Raw genomic sequence first — 21,430 nt, 5'->3', positions numbered from 1 at the left:
CTCCGCAGTGGACCGCTCGGCTTGTAGCACGGGTCGGCCGGCGGACCCACCCGCCGGCCGGGGCCGGCGACTATGCCCCGACCGCCGCCGGCCGCCGGCTGCGCCACAGATGCCCGGCGATCGACAGGGCGGCGAGCGCGAAACCGATCTCGTCGGTGATCGGGAAGGCGGCGACCAGCATGAAGGCCGCGAGGGTCGCCAGGACCCGCTCCCAGGCCGTCATGCGGGTGCGCAGGAAGCCGATCACCGCGGCGCCCCACAGGCCGATCGCCAGGGTCGTCTTGAAGACGATGTACGCGACCGCGACCGGATAGCCGAGCGCCTCCGACAGTGGACCGCCGTCCTGCAGCATCAGCGCCGGGGTGTAGACCGCCATGAACGGGATCACGAACCCGGCGGTCGCCACCTTGATCGCCTCGAACGAGATCTTCAGGCCGCTGGCCCGGGCGATCGGCGCCGCCGCGAAGCAGGCCAGTGCCACCGGTGGCGTCAGGTCGGCCAGGATCCCGAAATAGAACACGAACATGTGGCTGACCATCAGCGGCACGCCGAGCTTCAGCAGCGCCGGCCCGGCGATCGACGAGGTGATGATGTAGTTCGGGATGGTCGGGATCCCCATGCCGAGCACCAGGCAGGTCAGCATGGTGAGCAGCAGCGACAGGAACAGGCTCTGGTCGCCGACCGATACGATGAACTGGCCGAAGGTGTTGGCGGCGCCGGTCAGGGTCATGGTGCCGATGATGATGCCGACGATCGTGCAGGCGACGCCGACCGGGAGCGCCGTCTTCGCCCCTTCGGCCAGGCTGTCGCGGCACAGGGCCAGGGTGGCGCGGCCGCCGCGCGAGAGCAGGTTCGCGGCGATCAGCACGGCGACGGCCGCCGCGATCACCTCGATGCCCCATTCCAGGAAGGCGGCGGCCACCAGGCCCAGGCAGACCCAGAACACCGAGCGCAGGGCGTTCGAACGCAGCCCGAGTGCCACCGAGCCGCCGAGGATCAGCAGCACGGTCAGCGCCAGGCCGACGGTGCCCGCGAACAGCGGCGTGTAGCCGGAGAACAGAAGATAGACCAGGGCCGCGAGCGGCAGCAGCAGGTACCAGTTCTTGCGGATCGCCGCGGTCACCGACGGCAGCTCTTCCTTCGGCAAGCCCAGGAGCCGGTGCTTGCCGGCCTCCAGATGCACCACCCAGAAGGCGCTGGCGAAGTACAGCACCGCGGGGATGATCGCGGCCTTCACGACCTCGTAGTACGGGACGTCCAGGGTCTCGGCCATGATGAAGGCGACCGCGCCCATCACCGGCGGCATGATCTGGCCGCCCATCGAGGCGGTCGCCTCGACCCCGCCGGCGAATGCCGGCCGGTAGCCGAATCTTTTCATCAGCGGGATGGTGAACTGGCCGGTCGCCACCACGTTGGCGACGCCGGAACCCGAGATGGTGCCCATCAGGCCGGACGACACCACCGCGACCTTGGCGCCGCCGCCGCGGGCGTGGCCGACCAGCCCCATCGCCACGTCGGTGAACAGCCCGATCATCCCGGCCTTCTCCAGGAAGGCGCCGAACAGGATGAACAGGAAGATGTAGGTCGAGGATACGAAGACCGGGATGCCGTAGATGCCCTCGGTGCCGAACGCCATGTGGTCGATCACCTGGGCGATGTCGTAGCCGCGGTGGTTCAGCGGCGACGGCAGGTACTGGCCGAGCAGGCAGTACAGCAGGAAGGCACCGGAGATGATCGGCAGGGCCGGCCCCATGATCGCGTAGGCCGCCAGGAACACGGTCGCCAGCGCCAGGATGCCGAAGCCGATGTCGAGCGGCAGCGGGTCGCCGGCGCGCAGCAGCAGCGGCGTGTACTCCACCCACTGATACAGCGCGACCGCGAAGCCGGCGATGCCGAGCGCCCAGGCGGCGACCCGCGGGGCGGTCGCGTAGCGGCGGCCGAGGGCGACCAGCGGAAAGGTCAGGGCGACCAGGAAGCCGACGTGGATGGCCCGCGTCACCTGGCTCGGCAGGTCCAGCAGGTGTGCGGCCGTCGCGATCTGGAACGCCGAGAAGGCGAACGCGATCCAGAACAGCAGGCGGCCCTCGACGGTCGCCGGGAAGCCGGCCGCCAGGACGTCGTGGTGGCCGCCCGCGGCCTCGGCCTGCGGCGCAACGTGGCGGTTGGCGGTTTCGCTCATCGCCCGGTATCCCCCCAGTTTTGTTGGCTTGTTGTCGGCCGTCGCCACCCGCCGAAGCCGGCGGGTGGCGCGGCGGATGGCCTTACATCAGGCCTTTTTCCCTGTAGTAGCGCTCGGCACCCGGATGCAGCGGCACCGGCATGCCGTTCAGGGCGTTCTCGAGCTTGATCGCGGCGGCCGCCTTGTGGGCCGCGACCATGTCCGGCAGGTTCTCGAACATCTGCTTGGTCATCTGGTAGACGGTCTCTTCCGGCACGTCGACATGGGTGACCGCGAAGTTCACGACCGCCACGGTGGCGACGTCCGCGGTCTGGCCGTGGTAGGTGTTCGCCGGGATGGTGGCGCCGATGTAGGGCGCGCCGAGCTTGGCGACCATGTCGGCGGGCACGGCCACGACCTGGACCGGGATCGACGAGGCGAGGTCGCGGATCGAGGCGACCCCGAGGCCGGCCGACTGCAGGGTGGCGTCGAGCTGGCGGTTCTTGATCAGCTCGACCGACTCGGCGAACGGCAGGTACTCGGTCTTGCCGAGGTCACTGTAGCTCATGCCGGCGGCCGCCAGGATCGCCCGGCTGTTCAGCTCGGTGCCGGACTTCGGCGCGCCGACCGACAGGCTCTTGCCCTTCAGGTCGGCCAGCGTGGTGATGCCCGACTCCTTGGACGCGACGATCTGGATGTAGTTCGGGTAGACGGCGGCGATGCCGCGGATCTTGTCGAGCGGCTTCTTGAAGCCGGCATCGGCGTCGCCGGCCCAGGCGAGCTTCAGGGAGTCGCCGAGGGTCAGGGCGAACTCGCCCTTGCCGGCCTGCAGCAGGTTCAGGTTCTCGACCGAGCCCTTGGTCGACTGCACCTGGGTGCGGGCACCGTCGATCTTGTCGCCGTAGATCTTCGCCAGCGCGACGCCGAGCGGGTAGTACACGCCGGCGGTGCCGCCGGTCAGGATGTTGATGAACTGGTCGGCCTTGGCGGCCGTGGCGCCGGCGCCCATGCCGACGGCGATGGCGCAGGCGAGCAACGCGCCTTTCATGCGAAACGTCATTCGGATCCTCCCGAGGTTCGCGTTCGAGCGGCGGGTCTTCCGCCGCCGACGCCACCGGAGAGCAAGCACCCTGCCAGTGCTGCGGGCAGTCATGGTTGTCGGCAAATCAAGGGGTTGGGGCGTGCTCGTGTCGCAGTCGCGACGCGGTTCGGGCGGAAATCCGCCCGGACCCGGGGGCGCTCGGGCGGATGTCCGCCGGGGTCAGCCGCCGCGCTTGAGCCCGTAGCGGGCGATCTTCTCGTTCAGCGTCCGGCGCGGCACGCCCAGCCGCTCCGCGGCGTCGGCCGTGGACCAGCCGGCGGCGTCCAGCGCATCGCGGATGCGCGACGCCTCGAAGCGCGCGACCTCCTCCGGGAGCGTTCCGCCGGGGCCTCCGGCGGTCGCCGGCGCCGGCCGGTCCAGCGACAAGGCCGCGCGCTCGGCCCGCGCCTTCAGTTCGCGGACGTTCCCGGGCCAGGGACGGGCCGCCAGTTCGGCGAGCTCGGCGGCGCCCGGAGGGCGCGCGGCGATGCCGAACCGGCGTTCGGCGTCGGCCAGGAAGGCGCGATACAGCAGCGCGATGTCCTCGCGCCGCTCGCGCAGCGGCGGGATCGTCAGCTCGACGGTGGCGAGGCGGTAGTAGAGGTCGGCCCGGAATCTCCCGGCGGCGCTCTCCGCCGCCAGATCGACCTTCGAGGCGGCGACGAACCGGACGTCGATCGGGACCTGACGGTTGCCGCCGAGCGGCTCGACGACGCGCTCCTGGATGGCCCGCAAGACCTTGGCCTGCAGGCCGAGGGGCATGGATTCGATCTCGTCCAGGAACACCGTCCCGCCATGGGCGAAAGCGAGCTTGCCGACCCGGTCGGCCGACGCGCCGGTGAACGCCCCGCGGGCGTGGCCGAAGATCTCGCTCTCGAACACCGATTCCGGGACCGCTGCGCAGTTGATCGCGACGAACCTGCCGGCCGCGCGCGGTCCGAGGTCGTGCAGTGCGCGTGCGACGATCTCCTTGCCGGTACCGGTCTCGCCGAGGACCAGGACGTCGACGTCGATGCCGGCGAGCTGCAGCACCCGCTCGCGAAGCTCGACGATGCCCGGCGAACTGCCGACCAGCCGGTCCTCGACCGACCGCCTGGCCCCGGCGGCGGCGCGCAGCCGGACCAGCTCGAGGGCCAGCCGGCGCTGCGACACCGCCCGGTCGAGCACCGCGACCAGGTGGTCGGCGTCGTACGGCTTCTCCAGGAAGTCGTGGGCGCCGCGCCGCATCGCCTCGACGGCCGCCGCCACGTCGCCGTGCCCGGTGAGCAGCACGACCGGCAGGTCGGGGTCGACCCGGGCGATCGCGTCGAGCACCGCCATGCCGTCCCGCCCGGGCATCCGCAGGTCGGTGACGACGACGTCGAACGACCGGCCGCGGAGCTCATGCTCGGCGGCGTCCGCGCCCTCGGCGGTCGCGACGGCGAAGCCCGACAGCGTCAGCCACTCCGCGGCCGAGCTGCGGACCGCCGCCTCGTCGTCGACCAGCAGCACCGTGCCGCGCGCCGTCATTCCGCGGCCTCCGACGGAGTCTGCTCGGCGGCCGCCGGCAGGCGCACGGTGAACACGCTGCCCTCGCCGGGAGCCCCGGCGAAGGACAGGCTGCCGCCCAGTTCCTCGACGATCGCCCGCGAGATCGCCAGGCCGAGCCCCAGGCCCTCGCCGGTCTCCTTGGTGGTGAAGAACGGCTCGGTGATGCGGTCGCGGACCGCCTCGTCGATGCCGGGGCCGGTGTCGTGCACGGCGATCGTCACGGCGCCGTCGCCGGCGGACAGGATGACCCGGACCGCCGGCGCGGCGGCGTTGCGGACCGCGTCGAGCGCGTTGACCAGCAGGTTCACGACCACCTGCTCGAGCCGGACCGCGTGGCCGAACACCCGGGGAAGCCCGGCCGGCGCCTCGACCGTGATCGCCAGGCCCTGGTCGCGGGCCCGGTGCGACGCCAGCTCGACCGCGGCCTCGACGACCTGCGCCGGATCGACCGGCTGCCGGCCGCCGCGGTCGCGGCGCGCGAAGCTCTTCAGGTGGCGGACCGTGCGCTGCATGCGCCGAACCAGGTCCCGGGCCGCGCCGACGGTGCGCTTGACGTCGTCGGGGCTGCCACGCTCGGCCAGCACCGCGGTGGAGGCCAGCGTCGTCTCCATCGCCGCCAGCGGCTGGCTGACCTCGTGCACGATCGCGGTCGACATTCGGCCGAGCGCTGCCAGCTTGGCGGCCTGGATGAGCTCTTCCTGGGCGGCCCGAAGGTCGGCCTCGGCGCGCTTGCGCTCCTCGACCTCATGGGCGAGTTCGCGGGTGCGCTCGGCGACCCGGCGCTCGAGGGCGGCATGGGCGTCGAGGGTCATGCGGACGATCTGCCGGCGCTGCCGCAGGTACAGGACGACCGCGGCGACCAGCAGGGTTCCGAACGCGGTCATCAGGGCCGCCAGACGGGCCTGGTTCAGCACCGGGGTCAGCGACACGGTGGCGAACAGCTGCCAGCCATCGGGCGAGATCCGCCGGCGCCGCAGCAGGAACGCCTCGCCGCCGTCCGACAGGGTCTCGGCCTGGTCGGCGTAGGGCGTGCCGGCGGTCAGCGGTGGCGAGACGACGAGCCTGACTCCCTCGTACTGCCGGGCCTCGACGATCGCCTTCGAGGCCGCGTCGGACAGCGGGTCGAGCACGCGGTACTTCCAGGGCAGGTGTCCGGTCAGGAAGATCACCCCCGCCAGATCGGCGACGCCGGTCCGCTCGCCGGCCCGCGACCAGGCGAGTTCGAGCGGCGCCATGTCGACCTTCACCACCGCGACTCCCTGGATACCGGAGGCCGTCGGGATCCTGGAGGCCAGGAAGTAGCCGGGCTTTCCGGTCGTCACGCCGACCGCGTAGAAGCGGCCCTCGCCGAGGGTCAGGGCATCCTTGAAGTAGGCCCGGAACCGGTAGTTGCGGCCGACGAAGCTGGTTTCCTCCGCCCAGTTGCTGGCGGCCAGCGTGGTGCCGTCGGCGGCCAGGATGTAGATCTCGTCGGCGCCGGCATGGTCGCGGAGCCGGGTCAGGTATCGGTTGGCGACATCGATCGTTCCGGACCGGCCCGGGTGTTCGATCAGGCCGGCCACCCGCGGGTCCAGGGCCAGCACGCCCGGCAGGTAGCGGAAGCGCTCGACCTCGCTGAGCACGGCCCGTCCGGTAACGGTCAGCTTGTCGGCGAGGTCGCGCGACAGGCGCGCCCGCCCGGCTTCGGCGGTCAGGTTCCAGACCGCCGCCGACAGGGCCGCCACGCCGAGCGCGACCGCCACCATTCCTGCAATGCCGCGACGTCCGATCATGCCCGGACTCATAGAGCAATTCGCCCGCAGGCGGCGAGGAATCGATTGGGCCGCGGTGGGGTGGGCGGGGCGCCCGAATAGGTTGTGGTAAATAGTAAAACTCAAAACCAATAAAAGTGATTAACATATCAATTTCTGTAAAAAACTAAATACTTACCGTTCAACCTCCGGGAATCAAGCTGGATATATCAACGAATTCTTAAGTGATGGCGGCCTTAATGGCCTTCACGTCGGTCGTTGTGCCGGGGCGACGAAGAAATCGGCCTGGTGACCGGACAGGAAATGCCCGCAACCGTAGATGGGACGTCAACGATGCTCACCAATGTTTTCCGCGGTCTCGCCGCTGCCATGGTCGCCGTGTTTCTGGCGGTGTCGCCGGCTGGCGCTGCCGAGCGCGCCTCCGTCGACGAAGCCAAGGCGATGGCCGAGAAGGCTGCTGCCTACCTGAAGGCCGAAGGCAAGGACAAGGCGCTCCCGGCGTTCAACGGCGACGCGCAGTTCAAGGACCGCGACCTGTACGTCTTCGTGATCGACGATGCCGGCGCCACGGTGGCGCACGGTGCGAACGCCAACCTCGTCGGCAAGAACCTGAAGGAACTGCGCGACCCGACCGGCAAGCTGTTCGTCCAGGAGATGATGGCGATCAAGGACAGCGGCTGGGTCGACTACTCCTGGCAGAACCCGACCACCAAGGCCATCGAGCCCAAGCGCTCCTACGTGGTCCGTGTGGCTGACGTCGTCGTCGGCGTCGGCGCCTACGTGAAGTAACTGACGATCCAGAGAAAGGGCGGGCCCCGGCTCGCCCTTCTTCGCCTTCAGGTTCTGTCGATTTGTGGGGGACGCCGTGAAGTCCATCAGCAACATCTCCATTCAGGTCAAGTCACTGGTCTCTCCCGTCCTGGCCGCGGTGATGATCTTCGTGATCGCGGGCGTCTTCGTCGGCGCCTATCTCGAGGTCACCGAGAAGTCGCAGGTCCAGGCCCAGGTCTCCGCCCTGCGGTCCGATCTGCAGAGCACCATGCTCGAGCTGTCGTCGGCCCACCTCGAGACCCTGCGGGCGATCAGCTGGAAGCAGGGTCAGGTCGAGGACAAGCTGATCGCCCAGTCGATCGAGACCGCCCGCAAGTCGCTCGACGCCGTGCAGGTCGTGTTCGACCAGTGGGCCATGAACCCGGCCGGCATCGAGCAGGAAGGGTTCGCCAAGCTGGACACCGACTTCCGGGCCTACCGGGCGGCGGCCGAGCAGACCCTGGACGGCATCCAGATGGACATCTTCCTGGCGCTGATGTTCCTCAACGACACCCAGGTCAAGCAGGCGGCGGTGGCCGAGGGAGGCCAGGCGCTGCTGAAGCGGGTCGTCCAGGCGGATGCCATGATCAACGATGAGGTCAAGGGCTCGCTCTCGACCACCCTGATCGCCGTAGTGTCGAGCGCCGCCGTCGCGGTCGTGCTGTCGCTGCTGGCCGCCGTGCTGATGGGGCGGGCGATCTCCCGGCCGACCATCGCCCTGACCGCGTCGATGAACCGGCTGGCCGACGGCGACACCTCGGAGGAGATCCCCGGGAGCGACCGCGGCGACGAGATCGGCCAGATGGCGCGGACCGTCCAGGTCTTCAAGGACAACATGATCCGCAACGTCGAGCTGAGCCGGCAGGCGGCGGAGGAGCAGAAGGAGCGGACCGCCCGCGCCGAGCGGCTCGAGCGCCTGACCGCCGGCTTCGACGCCAAGGTGCGCAGCCTGCTCGACGTCCTGTCGACCGCGGCCACCGACATGAACCACACGTCCGCCACCCTGACCGACGCCGCCGGGGCGACCAACTCCCAGGCCACGTCGATGGCCGCGACCGCCAAGCAGATGTCCGGCAACGTGCAGACCGTCGCGTCGGCGGCCGAGGAGCTGGGCCATTCGATCAGCGAGATCAGCCAGCAGGTGCAGCGGCAGTCGGGCATGGCGCAGAGCGCCTCCGACGCCGCCGAGGGCAGCCGGCAGCAGGTCCGCGAGCTGGCCGACCAGGCCGAGCGGATCGGCGAGGTGGTCAACCTGATCTCGGCGATCGCCGAGCAGACCAACCTGCTGGCCCTGAACGCCACCATCGAGGCGGCCCGGGCCGGCGATGCCGGCAAGGGCTTCGCGGTGGTCGCCTCCGAGGTGAAGAGCCTGGCGACCCAGACCGCCAAGGCGACCGAGGAGATCGCCGCCCAGATCCAGGCGGTGCAGAGCCAGACCGGCACCACGGTGCAGGCCATCGAGGCGATCGTCGGCCTGATCCAGGAGATGACCGAGGTCTCCGCCTCGATCGCCTCGGCGGTCGAGCAGCAGAACTCGGCGACCCAGGAGATCGGGCGCAGCGCCCATCAGGCGGCGCAGGGCACCGAGGAGGTGACCGGCGGCATCGAGGAGATGACCCGGGCCGCCGGCAGCACCGGTTCCGCCTCGAACGAGGTGGCGGCGGCGGCCGGCAAGCTGTCGGACAACACCGGCACCCTGAAGCAGCTGGTCGACGGTTTCCTGTCCGACGTCAAGGCGGCCTGACGCCCGGGATCGGGACCACGACCAAGGATCGGGATCGGGGGAGGCTTCGGCCTCCCCCTTTTCATTGGAAGTTCCGGCCCTTCGGCAGCACCCGCACGTCCCGCGGATGCTTGCGCGGGTTGCCGTCGGGGCGCACCGGCGGGCGGGACGAGGCCGGGCGGGGTGGGGCCGCCGGGTCCGGCTCGGCGAGGACGTCGAACAGTTCGACGCTGAGGTCCTCGAACCGCCGGACCACAACGTGGATCACCTCCTGCTCCTTCTGCAGCATGCCCTCGGCGACCACCAGCCGGCCGGCCAGCACGGTCCGGCGCCACGCCTCGAACACCTTGGGCCAGACGATGACGTTGGCGATGCCGGTCTCGTCCTCCAGGGTCATGAAGATCACCCCGCTGGCGGTCGCCGGGCGCTGCCGCACCAGCACCAGCCCGGCGACCCGCACCGGCCGGGCGGCCGGGCGCTCCGGCAGGGCGGCGGCCGGCACCACCCGGCGGGCCGTCAGGCGGGGCCGCAGGAACGCGACCGGATGCGCCTTCAGCGACAGGCTCAGCGCCCGGTAGTCCTCCACCACGTGTTCGCCGAGCGGCATCGCCGGCAGCGCCACCTCGGCCTCGTCCTGGAACACCGCAACCGGTCCGTCGCCGGGCGAGGCGAACAGCGGCAGGTCCTCGACCGCGCCGCGCCCGCTGCCGGATCCGTCGACCGGGCCGCCGAGGCCGCGCACCGCCCACAGGGCGGCCCGGCGGTCGAGCCCGAGCGACCGGAACGCGTCGGCGTCGGCCAGCCGGGTCAGGGCGCGCAGCGGCAGGCCGGTTCGGAAATACACGTCGCGCACGCTGTCGAAGCCGGCCCCGCGCACCGCCTCCAGCCGCCTTCCGGCCGTCTCGCCGAGCCCGTCGACCTGGCGCAGGCCGAGGCGCAGCGCGAACCGGCCGCCGCCCTCGGCGGTGGCGGCACCACGGTGCCCGGTCGGCTCCAGGGTGTGGTCCCAGCGGCTGTGGTTGACGTCGACCGGCCGGACCTCGCCGCCATGCTCGCGGAAGTCGCGGACCAGGGTCGAGGCGGAATAGAAGCCCATCGGCTGGGCGTTCAGGATCGCGCAGGTGAAGACGTCCGGATAGTGGCACTTCATCCAGGACGAGGCATAGGCCAGCAGCGCGAAGCTGGCGGAGTGGCTCTCCGGGAAGCCGTAGTCGCTGAACCCCTCGATCTGCCGGAAGCAGGCCTCGGCGAAGTCGCGCGGGTAGCCGTTGCGCGCCATGCCGGCGACGAACCGGTCGCGGAAGCTGCCGATGTCGCCGTTGCGCCGGAACGTCGCCATCGCCCGGCGCAGCCGGTCGGCCTCGGACGGGGCGAAGCCGGCGCCGACGATGGCGATCTTCATGGCCTGCTCCTGGAACAGCGGCACGCCGAGGGTCTTGCGCAGCACCGCGTCCAGCGCCGGCGACAGCTCCTGTACCGGCTCCAGCCCCTGCCGGCGGCGCAGGTAGGGGTGCACCATGTCGCCCTGGATCGGCCCCGGGCGGACGATCGCGATCTCGATCACCAGGTCGTAGAAGCTGGCCGGCCGCAGCCGCGGCAGCATCGACATCTGCGCCCGGCTCTCGATCTGGAACACCCCGACGGTGTCGGCCTTCTGGATCATCGCGTAGACCCGCGGGTCCTCGCGCGGCACCCGGGCCAGGCCGAGGTCGCGACCGTAGCGGTCGCGCAGCAGGTCGAAGCCCTTGCGCAGACAGGTCAGCATGCCGAGCGCCAGCACGTCGATCTTCAGGATGCCGAGGGCGTCCAGGTCGTCCTTGTCCCATTCCACGAAGGTGCGGTCCGGCATGGCGGCGTTGGCGATCGGCACCAGCTCCTCCAGCGGGCCGCGGGTGATCACGAAGCCGCCGACGTGCTGCGACAGGTGGCGCGGGAAGCCCATCAGCTCGCGCGCCAGCCGCAGGGCCTGGGCCAGCCGCGGGTCGGCCGGGTCGAGCCCGGCGTCGGCGACCTGCTTCTCGCCGAGGCCGTCGGACGACCAGCCCCAGACCGTGCCGGCGAGCGCGCCGACCACGTCCGGCGACAGGCCCATGGCCTTGCCGACCTCGCGGATCGCGCTGCGCGTGCGGTAGCTGATCACGGTGGCCGCCAGCCCGGCCCGGTGCCGGCCGTACTTGGCGTAGATGTACTGGATCACCTCCTCGCGGCGCTCGTGCTCGAAGTCGACGTCGATGTCCGGCGGCTCGTCGCGGTCCTCGGAGATGAAGCGCTCGAACAGCAGGTCGACTTCGGTCGGGTTGACCGCGGTGATGCCGAGGCAGAAGCAGACCGCCGAGTTGGCGGCCGAGCCGCGGCCCTGGCACAGGATCGGCGGATCGAGCGAGCGGGCGAACCGCACGATGTCGTACACGGTGAGGAAGTACGGCGCGTAGTTCTTGGCAGCGATCAGCGCCAGCTCGCGCCGGATGGTGGCACGCAGCGCGTCGGTCATGGCCGGGAGCCGCTCGGCCGCCCCCTGCCAGGTCAGGCGCTCCAGCTCGGCCTGCGGCGAGGCGCTCTCGCCGGCCGGCTCGTCCGGGTACTCGTAGGCCAGCTCGTCGAGCGAGAACCGGCAGCGCGTCACGATCTCCAGGCTGCGGTCGACGGCCTCCGGGCAGCCGGCGAACAGCCGCCGCATCTCGTCCGCCGGCTTCAGGTGCCGCTCGGCGTTGGCCTCGAGCCGGAACCCGGCCTGGTCGATGGTGCAGTGCTCGCGGATGCAGGTCAGGACGTCCTGCAGCGGCCGGCGGGCCGGGGCGTGGTACAGCACGTCCGAGGTGGCGACCAGCGGGGTGCCGTGCGCCGCGGCCAGCGCCCGCAGCCGGGCGAGCCGGCGGCGGTCGTCGCCGCGCCGCGGCAAGGTGGCGGCCAGGTACGTCGAACCGGGAAAGTCGCCGGCCAGCCGGGCGAGGCCGGGGGCGACGGCCTCGACCCGGCCGTAGGGCGGCAGCACGACGAACACCTGGCCCTCGCCGAAGTCCCGGACGTCGTCGAGGGTCAGCCGGCACCGGCCCTTCGGCGCCCGCCGGCTGCCGCGGGTGAGCAGCCGGGCGAGCCGACCGTAGGCGGCGCGGTCGGTCGGCAGGCACAGCGTCTCGAAGCCGTCCTCCAGCACCAGCCGGGCCCCGACCACCAGCCGGATGCCGTGCTCCCTGGCGGCGACATGGGCGCGCACCGCGCCGGCCAGCGTGTTGCGGTCGGCGATGCCGACGGCGTCGAGGCCGAGGGCGGCGGCGCTCGCCACCAGCTCCCACGGGTGCGAGGCGCCGCGCAGGAAGCTGAAGTTGCTGGCCACGGCCAGTTCCGCGAAGCCGGTCATCGCGGGCTCCGGGATAGGCGATCGGGTCGGCGCGACGGAGCGGCCGGTAGGTTCCGGATCGCCCGCGCTGTAGCGCGGCCGTCCGGAATGACGAAAGGAAGGCGGAAGGTGCGTTCTCTCTCTCCGTCATTCCGAAGCGGACCGCCGGAGGCGGTACGCATCCGGAACCCACGCAGCGACGGGCATCGCAATTGGGTCATGCGAACAGCCCGTGCAGGAACCAGCGCGGGGTGTCGCCCGGGCGGTCGTACAGCCCTTCGCGGAACAGCCAGAACCGCCGGCCGACGGAATCCTCGACCCGGAAGTAGTCGCGGGTGTGGCGGCCGTCGCCGGGACGCCACCACTCGGGGGCCAGCCGCTCCGGCCCGTCGGCGCGCACCACCCGGTGGGTGACCCGCCGCCATTCGAACTGCACCGGCGGGCCGTCCGGCACCTCGGCGACGGTGGCGATCGGGTCCGGCGGCAGGACCAGCAGCAGCGGCCGGCCGAGGTGGGTGCCGCCCTGCACGGCCCGCAGGTGCGCCGGCCAGTCTTCCACCGCTTCCCCCGGCCGGGCCGCCTCCAGCACCGGGACCGTCCGCACCGCCCGCTCCGGGATCGTGCTCGCCCGCGGGGCGTAGCGCACTACGCGGTCGAAGCCGAACCGGTTGCCGAACCGGTCGAGCAGCCGGGCGACCTCGTCCGGATGTTCCCGGGAAGCCGCCGTGCCGACCCCGAGCCCGTCCTGGCGGGCGACCACCGGCTCCACCGCCTGCGCCGCCAGCACCGCCAGGTCGAAGCCGAAGCCGGTGTCGAGTTCCTCGCCGGAGGCCGTCAGCCGCTCGCGGAACAGCCGGATCATGTGCGGGGCCTCCCGGCACAGCGTGCCGGTGCGCACCTCGGCGGTCCGGACATGGCCGTCGACCCGATACAGCCGCAGGTCCAGGCGGCGGGCGCCGACCCCGGCATCGTCGAGCCGGATGGCGAGTTCCCCGGCCAGCTCGGCGACGGTGCGCTCGACGTCGGCGGTCAGCACGATCGGCTCGGCGAACACCCGGCGGGCCTGGTGGCGCGGCGGCGGCTGCAGGCCGTGCACGGTCTCCGCCTGCCGGCCGAGCGCCTGGTCGAGCCGGGTGAGCAGGCGCGGGCCGAACCGGGCGGTCAGCGGTGCCGCTGGCTTGCCCAGCACGTCGCGCACCCGCTTCAGCCCGACCCGGGCCATCGCCTCCACGGTGGTCTCGTCGAGCCGCAGCGCGGCCAGCGGCAGCGGCGCCAGAACGTCGGCAAGCGTGCCATCGGTGACGACGGCCCACGGGGCCTGACCATGGGAGGCCGGGCCGTGGCGCGCGACCGCCCAGGCGGCCCCCAGGGTCGGGGCCGCGGCCACCCGGGCGGTCAGCCCGAAGCCGGCGAGCCGGCCGACGATGTCGTCGAGCATGGTCTCCTCGCCGCCGAACAGGTGGGCGCAGCCGGTGATGTCGAGCGCGACCCCGTCCGGCGCGTCGGCCGCGATCCACGGGCTGTAGCGGCCGCACCACAGCGCCAGCCGGCCGAGCGCGTCGGTGTCGCCCTCGGGGTCGGCCGAGGCGACGGCGAGCGCCGGGCACAGGGCGCGAGCGTCGGCGAGCGGCATGCCGGCGCTCACCCCGGCGCGCTCGGCCGCGGGATCGGTGGCGGCGACCCGCAGGCCGTGCCGGGACACCTCGGCCAGCGCCAGCGGCGGACCCTGGCCGTCGCCGCCGCGGTCAGGCGGCGTGCCAGCGGTCGGTGTCGGCATGGCGCCGCGCCCCGGCGTCCGTCTGAACCGGCGCTCGATCGGCCAGCGGGGCAGCCAGATGGAAACGAAGCGTCTCATGGTCCCACTCGACCAGCCAGTCGCGCGGCCGGCCCCTCTTGCAGCGCACCAGTTCGACCCGCCAGCGCGGCGCCCCGAGCCCCGGCATGGCGTGGCCGGGATGGCGGACCGGCAGGCTCGGCCGGGCGGCGACCGACCAGCGGGTGGCGGCGGCGCTGGCGCCGATACCCCCATTGGCGCCGCCATCGGTGCGCAAGACGATCGCGGTGCCGCCGGCGGCGGCGGCGCGCAGGGACAGCCGGCGGCTGGCGGTGAAGTCGTAGCGCTGGCCGTCGTGCGCCAGGACGCCGATGGCGGCGGCGATGCCGGGGGTCGCCAGGCTCTCCTCCAGCGCCCACAGCACGTCGTGCGCGGTGCGTCCGTTCAGGTGGATCAGCCGGCCGGGATCGAAGCCGGCGGCCGCCATGCCGACCGGGTAGGCGGTGCCGTGCCGGCCGGGATCGCGCGCGGTGGCCCACAGCACCGGCCCCGGGCGGGCGGCGGCGATGCGGGCCAGCAGTCCGAGCCCGAAGCCGAGCGTCGCCGCCATGTCGCCGGGCCCGGCCGGGACGACCTCGTGCACCACGCCGAGCTCCAGCCCGCCCTCGGGCAGGGCGGCGTCCAGCGCCGGGTCGCCGAGCGAGACCGGGGCCGGCCGGCGGGTGCCGGGTGGCCGGGCCGGTTCGCCGCCGGCCGGAAGAGAGACGGTATCGAGGGACTGCATGATCATGTTTTGTTCTTCGATCGAAGGCGCCACGTCGCGTATCGGCGTCTCCAGGCCGGATTATCGACAGGGAGTCATTTTGAGAACAAATAGAGAACATTTCAAGGGGAACGCGCCCCCTGCCGAGCCGCTCGACATGTGGTTGTCGCCGGACTTCCGGACCCCAAGCCGTTGCGGCGGCAGGGGGGCTGGGGGGGCTCGGGGGGCTCGGGAGACGGGCTTCAGGAACTCGCCGGCGACTCGCCGTCGGCCCGTCGTTCCGGACGCTTCGGCCGGTACACGCCCGGCCACAGCCGTTCCAGTGTTTCCTCGGTGACCGCCGGCGCCGTCTCCGCCATCCATCGCCGCCTGAACAGCGCCCGGTTGCGGGCGTGGAAGTCGCCGTGCTCGGCCCGCAGCGCCTCTGCCTTGCGCCGTATCAGCTTCTCCTGACCGCCCAGATAGGCGTGCACCTGCGCGATCGGAATCCAGGCGAGCTTCAGGCCGGCATGCACATAGCGCCGGCACAGGTCGGTGTCCTCGAAATAGGCCGGCGAATAGGCCGCGTCGAACAGGCCGAAGCGCTCGACGGCGTCGGTCCGGACGATGGCGACCGAGCCCTGGATGCTGAAGATCCGCTCGACGTCCGGCTGCGGCGACGTCTCCAGCAGCACGCCGGGCCGGTCGCAGAGCTGCCAGACCACCGGTCCGCCGATGGCGACCGCCGGATCTGCCATGCCTTCGACCAGCTGGTCGACCCAGCCGGGATGGCCGAACAGGACGTCCTGGTTGACCATTACGAAGTAGTCGAACCGGGTCTGCCGGTAGACCCGCTCGAACACCCGGTTGTGGCCGCGGCCGAAGCCGATGTTGCCGGGCAGAAACGCAGCCGACCGGCTGCCGCCGCGGGCCACGAAGCTTCGGATCAGCTCGCAGGTCTCCGCATCGCTGCCCTGGTCGAGCACGTGGAGGTGCACCGATGTCCGCCCGCCGACCGACGGCGGCAGGCCGTCCAGGTTGTCGAGCAGGTTCGCCAGGTAGCGCGGCGAGTCCCAGGACAGGATGCTGACCAGGACCGAGGGCGCCCGGTCGGTCACGGGGCGTCCCCGAAGCGGGCCCGGACCAGATACTGGTAGGCCAGGAAGCGGCGGGCGTCGAACGCCAGATCGAAGGCGTCGCAGAGGCGGCGGATCTCGGCCATCATCGCCTCGTGCCGGTCCCAGCGCGGGATCAACGGAGCGCCGGGGCGCGGGATCAGCGGCTCCGCCCGCTCGACGGTGCAGCCGGCGTCGCGCAGGAACTCGACGAAGGTCGCCAGGGTGAAGAACCGCAGGTGCGTCCGGTCGAACAGTCCCTCGTCGCGGTAGTCCCAGCGCCCGGCGAGCAGCGACAGGATCGCGCTCCAGTGCTGGATGTTCGGGATGCTCACGCATACGCTGCCGCCCGGCTTCAGCCAGCCCAGGTGCCGTGCCAGGGTCGCGGCCGGATCGCGGAAGTGCTCGAGGGTGTCGGCATAGACCAGGGCGTCGAACGGTCCGCCGGGCGGGGCGTCGGCCATGCTCTCGACGTCACCGGCCACCACGTGGTCCAGCGCTTCGCGCGCCACCGCCGCCGCCTCGGGGTCGATCTCGATGCCGGTCCAGCGCGAGCCGGGGTTCGCCGCCTTGTAGGCGCGGCCGAGCACGCCGGCCGCGCAGCCGACGTCCAGCACCGAGCCGAGACCCGGGGGCAGGAACGCCAGCAGAGGTCGATTCAGCCGGGTGAAGTACTGGCCTGCTTCCGCCATCGAGGATGCGCCTTCGTGTCGCCGGCCCGGATCCTAGTCGGTCGTCCGGTCCGCGGCCATGGCAATGCCGCTCCCCCCCGGGGGGGGCTCACGGGCCGGTATAGGCCACCGCCTCGATCTCCACCTTCATGCGCGGGTCGACCAGGGCCGACACCTCGACCAGGGTCGAGGCCGGCCGGTGCTCGCCGAAATACCGCTGGCGGACCGGGTTGATGCGGCCGCGCTCGGCGATGTCGGTCATGAACACCTGGACCTTGACGACCTGGTCGGGCCGGCCGCCGGCCGCCCGCAGGCAGGTGTCGATGGCGTCCAGCGCGATCTGGAACTGCTCGACGGTGTCGTCCGGGATCGTGCCGTCGGCCCGCATCCCGACCATGCCCGACAGCCAGATCCAGTCGCCGGCCCGGACCACGTGGGTGTAGTGGCTGACCGGCTCCAGCTGGCCCGGCACCATCAGTCTCTCGATCGGCATGAGGTCTCCTCCGGTCGCGGTTTCGCAGGGCGTTTCCCGAAGCGTTGCCGGGCGGTCCGGCAAGGGCAAGCGGAACCTGGGGGGCGGCCGGCCCCTCAGGTCCGGTTGATCGAGACGCCGCCGTCCGCCAGCAGCGCGCTGCCGGTGGTGAAGCGGGCGGCGTCGGACGCCAGGAACAGCACCGACCCAGCGATCTCGTCCGGCGTGGCGATCCGTTTCAGGGCGTGCAGGCCCTCGACGAACGTCCAGCCCTCCTCGGTGGCGACCATCTCGTGGGCCATCGGCGTGTCGGTGCCGCCGGGCAGGACCGCGTTCACCCGGATGCCGCGCGGGCCGAACTCGACCGCCAGCGCCTTCATCAGCCCGATCACCCCGGCCTTGGCGGCGGCGTAGGCCGCCACGCCGGGCATGCCGGCGGTATGACCCACGAACGACGAGGTGAAGATCAGCGATCCGCCGCCGCGCTCCAGCAGGGCCGGGATCTGGTGCTTGGCGCCGAGGAACGCGCCGGTCAGGTTGGCGTCCAGGGCATCGGCCCAGGCCTCGCGCGACACCTCGGGCGTCGGCCCGGTCGGGCCGAGCGTCCCGGCGTTGTTGAAGGCGACGTCGAGGCCGCCGAACCGCTCGACCGCGGTATCGACCAGGGTCCGCGCGAACGCCTCGTCCCGGACGTCGCCGGCGACCGCGACGGCGGTGCCGCCGGCCGTCCCGATCTCGTCCACGAGCTTCGCGAGCTCGGGCCCGCGGCGGGCGGCGGCGACCAGCTTGGCGCCTTCCCGGGCGAACAGCAGGGCGGTCGCCCGGCCGATCCCCGAACTGGCACCGGTGACGATGGCGACCTTGGAGGCGAGGGTGCTCATGACGGCCCCCCGGCGGGGAGGGTGGCGGCTTCGGACATCGGTGCCTCCGGTTGCAGGCCGGGCGGGACTGCCCGGTCCGGCGACGGTCTCCGATTCGAAGGCCGGCTTCTCCCCGCGGCTTGCCGTGCAATCCCGGACGGCGGCGGGCTTCCCATGAAAAAAGGCCGCCGGATCGCTCCGGCGGCCCTGGAGGTCAGGAGACGTCGACGCTCAGCTGCCGGCTTCGCCGCTGATGATCTCGCCGAACAGCTCCCAGCTCTTGCCGTTGAACTTGGCGAGCTGCATCTGCTCGATCGGGAAGAAGTCGTTCGGGCCGGTGGTGACCTTGATGCCGGGCAGCAGCATGCCGAGCTCGAGGCCCTTCAGGCTGGCGGCCTGCTTCATGACGTTGGCGCGGGTCAGGTCGTCGCCGCACTGCTCGAGGACCTTCACCATGGTCTGGGCGACGCTGTAGCCGTACACCGTGAACGAGGACTTCTTGTCGCCGTCCGGATAGTACTTGTCCATGAAGGCGCTCCACGCCTTGTACGCGGCGTCGTCCTTCCACTGCGGGTCGGTCGGGTCCTTGGTGTAGAAGGTCGAGATGATGCCGACGCCGTTCTCCGGGCCGGCCGGATTCATGACCGAGCCGACCGAGTTGGAGACGTTGTTCAGGAAGTGGGTGGGCTTCCAGCCGAGTTCGGCGATCTTGCGGATCGCCTGGGCCGCGAACTTCGGCGTGGTGACGTTGAAGAACACGTCGGCGCCGCTGGCCTTGAGCTTGATGATCTGCGAGTCGATGGTCGGCTCGGTGGTCTCGTAGCTCTCCTCGGCGACGATCATCTTGGACGCCATGTCGCCCAGGCCGTCCTTCATGCCCTGGACGTAGTCCTTACCGTAGTCGTCGTTCTGGTAGAGGATCGCGATCTTGGCGTTCGGCAGGTTCTGCTTGATGTACTTCGCGTAGATCCGGCCCTCGGCCTGGTAGTTCGGCTGCCAGCCCATGGTCCACGGGTACTTCTTCGGGTCGCCCCACTTGGTGGCGCCGGTCGCCACGAACAGCTGCGGGACCTTCTCGCGGTTCATGTAGGCGTGCACCGCCGAGTTGGTCGGGGTGCCGAGAGACTGGAAGATCGCGAGCACCTTTTCGCTCTCGACCAGCTTGCGGAACTGCTCCTTGGTCTTCGGCGGGCTGTAGCCGTCGTCCAGCGAGACGAAGTTGATCTTGCGGCCGTTGATCCCGCCTTCCTCGTTCACCTTGTTGAAGTAGGCGGCGATGGTCTTGCCGATCTGGCCGTAGGCCGAGGCCGGGCCGCTGTACGGGTTGGTGTTGCCGATCTTGATCTCGGTGTCGCTGGCACCGTCGTCGTATTTCCCGGCGGCAATCGCGGCCGCGGGCAGCGAGAGGCTGGCGGCCGTAAGCAAGGCGATGGCGATTCTTCTGTTCATGGCACTTCCTCCTTCAGACGTGCTGGCCGGCGGTTTTCACGCCTTGTTGTTGTCTTGGTCGAAACCCCTCTGCAGCCGGGTGACCGCGAGGCGGACGAGCCCCGACGCACCCGACGGCATCAGGTAGATGACGAGCAGGATGATGACTCCGAACAGCACCCCGGCGAGGCCGGTCGAGATGCCCTCGGCGAGGTTCGGCACGTACAGCACGAAGGCGCCACCGATCACCGCCCCCGGGATCCAGCCGACACCGCCGACCACGAGGCCGATCAGGAAGTACACCGACAGCAGGAAGGTGAAGCTGTCGGGTGCCACGTACTCCACGACGATGGCGCTCAGCGCGCCGGCGACCGCGGTCAGGAATGCGCTGACGCCGAAGGTGAGGGTCTTGTACAGCGCGGTGTTGACGCCCATGGTCGCCGCCGCGATCGGGTTGTCGCGGATCGCCATGATCGCGCGCCCGGTGCGGCTGTGGACCAGGTTGCGGGCCATCCAGAAGCACAGCAGCGCGATCGCCAGGGTCACGAAGTACCACCACTGATCGACGCTGAACGGCAGGTCGAAGGGGGCCGAGTCCTTCAGCAGGTTGATGCCCTGCACGCCGCCGGTGAACTCCTCGAAGTGATTGTACTTGAGCAGCTGCGGGGTCGCGACCGACAGCGCGAAGGTGGCGAGCGCCAGGTACAGGCCGCTCAACCGCAGCGCCGGGAAGCCGAACAGGAAGCCGGCCACGAAGCCGAAGCCGCCGGCGATCGGGATCGTCAGGTACGACGTCATCTCGTAGCGGTCCATCAGGATCGCCGAGGTATAGGCGCCGATCGCGAAGAACGCGCTGTGGCCGAGCGAGAACTGGCCGTTGAAGCCAGTCAGGATGTTCAGGCCGAGGATCGCGATCGCGTAGATCAGCACCAGCGTGACCTGGAAGGTCTGGAAGCTGCCGAGCCCGAACGGCAGCGCCACGGCCGCCGCCAGGATCAGGGCCATGACGGCCTTGCGCCAGCCGTCGGCGGTCAGCCCGGCGATCCGCCGCTCCCGGTCCATCGCACGCCCCGTGACTTCGGTATCTGCCGTCATGGTCTCACACCCTCGTCACGGTGGTACGGCCGAACAGCCCGCTCGGCTTCACCATCAGCACGGCGACGATCAGCACCAGTGCCACGGTCAGCTTGAGCTCGCTGCCGACGAACGGGATGTAGGTGCCGACCAGGTTCTCGAGCACGCCGACCATGAAACCGCCGGCGACCGCACCCGCCGGATTGGTGATGCCGCCGACGATCGCGGCGGCGAATCCGTACAGCAGGATGCCGAGCATCATGTTCGGCTCCAGGAACACCACCGGGGCGATCAGCATGCCGCCGACCGCACCGATCGCCGAGGCCATGCCCCAGCCGAGCGCGATCATCCAGCCGACCGAGATGCCGCATAGCCTGGCCGATTCCGGGTTCTGCGCCGCCGCCCGCATCGCCAGGCCGACCGAGGTGAACCGGAAGAACACGAACAGCAGCGCCAGCATCACCAGCACCACGCCGATCATGCCGATCTGGTGGTAGCTGATCAGGCCGGAGATCGAGCCTTCCGGGAACGGGCTCGGCATCGGCTTGATGGTGAAGTCCCAGATCCAGCCGGCGCCGTTGTTCAGGATGAAGAACAGGCCGAGGAAGGCGATGATGTGACTGAGCACCGGCGCCGAGTGCAGCGGCCGGAACAGCACCCGCTCGATGACCACGCCGAACGCGAACGCGAACGCGATGGTCAGGATGAAGGCCAGCCAGTACGGCGTCCCGGCGTCCAGCAGCGCCCAGCACACGAAGGTGCTGAACATCGCCATCTCGCCCTGGGCGAAGTTGAAGTGGTCGATCGCCAGGAAGATCATCACCACGGCGAGGGCCACCGCGGCGTAGATCGAGCCGGTGGCGAGGCCGGAGAACACCTGGTTCAGGAACAGTTCCATCCGGCG

The 21,430-nt window shown here is 71.0% G+C and carries 16 protein-coding genes; 2 read left to right on the top strand and 14 right to left on the bottom strand.

The window, feature by feature from the left end; all coding sequences use genetic code 11:
* Positions 1–70: 70 nt before the first annotated feature.
* The 4 genes from IE246_RS06005 to IE246_RS05990 all read right to left on the bottom strand — a co-directional run bounded on the left by IE246_RS06005 (position 71) and on the right by IE246_RS05990 (position 6,541).
* Positions 71–2,179: a TRAP transporter permease gene (locus IE246_RS06005; RefSeq protein WP_189988028.1), complete on the bottom strand. Its 2,109-nt coding sequence runs from the start codon at positions 2,177–2,179 to the stop codon at positions 71–73.
* Positions 2,180–2,261: 82 nt separating this feature from the next.
* Positions 2,262–3,218, bottom strand: coding sequence for a TAXI family TRAP transporter solute-binding subunit (locus IE246_RS06000; protein WP_229836469.1), 957 nt, complete (start codon positions 3,216–3,218; stop codon positions 2,262–2,264).
* Between the two features lie 201 nt (positions 3,219–3,419).
* Positions 3,420–4,748, bottom strand: a complete 1,329-nt coding sequence (locus IE246_RS05995) for a sigma-54-dependent transcriptional regulator (RefSeq protein ID WP_189988027.1) — start codon at positions 4,746–4,748, stop codon at positions 3,420–3,422.
* Positions 4,745–6,541: a sensor histidine kinase gene (locus IE246_RS05990; RefSeq protein ID WP_189988026.1), complete on the bottom strand. Its 1,797-nt coding sequence runs from the start codon at positions 6,539–6,541 to the stop codon at positions 4,745–4,747. Before IE246_RS05990 ends, IE246_RS05995 begins: the two co-directional genes overlap by 4 nt.
* A gap of 312 nt (positions 6,542–6,853) precedes the next feature.
* Between IE246_RS05990 and IE246_RS05985 the strand changes: the two genes are divergently transcribed.
* Entirely contained in the window at positions 6,854–7,309 is a 456-nt protein-coding gene (locus IE246_RS05985; protein WP_189988025.1) for a cache domain-containing protein, read from the top strand.
* 76 nt (positions 7,310–7,385) lie between these two features.
* A complete protein-coding gene (locus IE246_RS05980; protein ID WP_189988024.1) occupies positions 7,386–9,074 on the top strand; it encodes a methyl-accepting chemotaxis protein in 1,689 nt (562 codons plus the stop codon).
* Positions 9,075–9,135: 61 nt separating this feature from the next.
* On the opposite strand, the gene IE246_RS05975 is transcribed toward IE246_RS05980, so the two are convergent.
* The 10 genes from IE246_RS05975 to IE246_RS05930 form a co-directional block, all read right to left on the bottom strand.
* Positions 9,136–12,411, bottom strand: coding sequence for an error-prone DNA polymerase (locus IE246_RS05975; protein ID WP_189988023.1), 3,276 nt, complete (start codon positions 12,409–12,411; stop codon positions 9,136–9,138).
* A 196-nt stretch (positions 12,412–12,607) separates the two neighbouring features.
* Positions 12,608–14,167 carry a Y-family DNA polymerase gene (locus IE246_RS05970; protein WP_189988022.1) on the bottom strand — a complete coding sequence of 520 codons (1,560 nt, stop codon included), beginning with the start codon at positions 14,165–14,167 and terminating at the stop codon, positions 12,608–12,610.
* On the bottom strand, positions 14,136–14,954 hold the full coding sequence (locus IE246_RS05965) for an ImuA family protein (RefSeq protein WP_229836464.1): 819 nt from the start codon (positions 14,952–14,954) through the stop codon (positions 14,136–14,138). The genes IE246_RS05970 and IE246_RS05965 overlap by 32 nt, the downstream gene beginning before the upstream one ends.
* A 215-nt stretch (positions 14,955–15,169) precedes the next feature.
* A complete protein-coding gene (locus IE246_RS05960) occupies positions 15,170–16,024 on the bottom strand; it encodes a glycosyltransferase family protein (protein ID WP_189988021.1) in 855 nt (284 codons plus the stop codon).
* On the bottom strand, positions 16,021–16,713 hold the full coding sequence (locus tag IE246_RS05955; RefSeq protein ID WP_189988020.1) for a class I SAM-dependent methyltransferase: 693 nt from the start codon (positions 16,711–16,713) through the stop codon (positions 16,021–16,023). Before IE246_RS05955 ends, IE246_RS05960 begins: the two co-directional genes overlap by 4 nt.
* An 88-nt stretch (positions 16,714–16,801) precedes the next feature.
* Positions 16,802–17,185 (bottom strand): RidA family protein, encoded by a 384-nt coding sequence (locus IE246_RS05950; RefSeq protein ID WP_189988019.1) that lies wholly within the window; start codon positions 17,183–17,185, stop codon positions 16,802–16,804.
* 95 nt (positions 17,186–17,280) lie between these two features.
* Positions 17,281–18,045 (bottom strand): SDR family oxidoreductase, encoded by a 765-nt coding sequence (locus IE246_RS05945; RefSeq protein WP_189988018.1) that lies wholly within the window; start codon positions 18,043–18,045, stop codon positions 17,281–17,283.
* Positions 18,046–18,255: 210 nt separating this feature from the next.
* The gene (locus IE246_RS05940; RefSeq protein WP_189988017.1) at positions 18,256–19,473 is read right to left on the bottom strand and encodes an ABC transporter substrate-binding protein; all 1,218 of its coding nucleotides are present in this window, start codon (positions 19,471–19,473) and stop codon (positions 18,256–18,258) included.
* 36 nt (positions 19,474–19,509) lie between these two features.
* Complete coding sequence (locus IE246_RS05935; RefSeq protein ID WP_189988016.1) at positions 19,510–20,547, bottom strand: branched-chain amino acid ABC transporter permease; 1,038 nt, start codon at positions 20,545–20,547, stop codon at positions 19,510–19,512.
* Positions 20,548–20,551: 4 nt separating this feature from the next.
* A complete protein-coding gene (locus IE246_RS05930) occupies positions 20,552–21,424 on the bottom strand; it encodes a branched-chain amino acid ABC transporter permease (protein ID WP_189988015.1) in 873 nt (290 codons plus the stop codon).
* Positions 21,425–21,430 lie beyond the last annotated feature (6 nt).

The sequence above is a fragment of the Thalassobaculum fulvum genome (assembly GCF_014652915.1).
In the GTDB taxonomy this organism is placed as follows: Bacteria; Pseudomonadota; Alphaproteobacteria; order Thalassobaculales; family Thalassobaculaceae; genus Thalassobaculum_A; species Thalassobaculum_A fulvum.
This window is presented reverse-complemented; position numbering and strand designations above follow the sequence as displayed.

What these genes read in the sequence shown, in the direction of transcription:
- IE246_RS06005 (WP_189988028.1), bottom strand. Translation starts at nt 2,179, where the DNA reads ATGAGCGAAACCGCCAACCGCCACGTTGCGCCGCAGGCCGAGGCCGCG.
- IE246_RS06000 (WP_229836469.1), bottom strand. Translation starts at nt 3,218, where the DNA reads ATGACGTTTCGCATGAAAGGCGCGTTGCTCGCCTGCGCCATCGCCGTC.
- IE246_RS05995 (WP_189988027.1), bottom strand. Translation starts at nt 4,748, where the DNA reads ATGACGGCGCGCGGCACGGTGCTGCTGGTCGACGACGAGGCGGCGGTC.
- IE246_RS05990 (WP_189988026.1), bottom strand. Translation starts at nt 6,541, where the DNA reads ATGATCGGACGTCGCGGCATTGCAGGAATGGTGGCGGTCGCGCTCGGC.
- IE246_RS05985 (WP_189988025.1), top strand. Translation starts at nt 6,854, where the DNA reads ATGCTCACCAATGTTTTCCGCGGTCTCGCCGCTGCCATGGTCGCCGTG.
- IE246_RS05975 (WP_189988023.1), bottom strand. Translation starts at nt 12,411, where the DNA reads ATGACCGGCTTCGCGGAACTGGCCGTGGCCAGCAACTTCAGCTTCCTG.
- IE246_RS05970 (WP_189988022.1), bottom strand. Translation starts at nt 14,167, where the DNA reads ATGCCGACACCGACCGCTGGCACGCCGCCTGACCGCGGCGGCGACGGC.
- IE246_RS05965 (WP_229836464.1), bottom strand. Translation starts at nt 14,954, where the DNA reads ATGATCATGCAGTCCCTCGATACCGTCTCTCTTCCGGCCGGCGGCGAA.
- IE246_RS05955 (WP_189988020.1), bottom strand. Translation starts at nt 16,713, where the DNA reads ATGGCGGAAGCAGGCCAGTACTTCACCCGGCTGAATCGACCTCTGCTG.
- IE246_RS05950 (WP_189988019.1), bottom strand. Translation starts at nt 17,185, where the DNA reads ATGCCGATCGAGAGACTGATGGTGCCGGGCCAGCTGGAGCCGGTCAGC.
- IE246_RS05945 (WP_189988018.1), bottom strand. Translation starts at nt 18,045, where the DNA reads ATGAGCACCCTCGCCTCCAAGGTCGCCATCGTCACCGGTGCCAGTTCG.
- IE246_RS05940 (WP_189988017.1), bottom strand. Translation starts at nt 19,473, where the DNA reads ATGAACAGAAGAATCGCCATCGCCTTGCTTACGGCCGCCAGCCTCTCG.
- IE246_RS05935 (WP_189988016.1), bottom strand. Translation starts at nt 20,547, where the DNA reads ATGACGGCAGATACCGAAGTCACGGGGCGTGCGATGGACCGGGAGCGG.
- IE246_RS05930 (WP_189988015.1), bottom strand. Translation starts at nt 21,424, where the DNA reads ATGGAACTGTTCCTGAACCAGGTGTTCTCCGGCCTCGCCACCGGCTCG.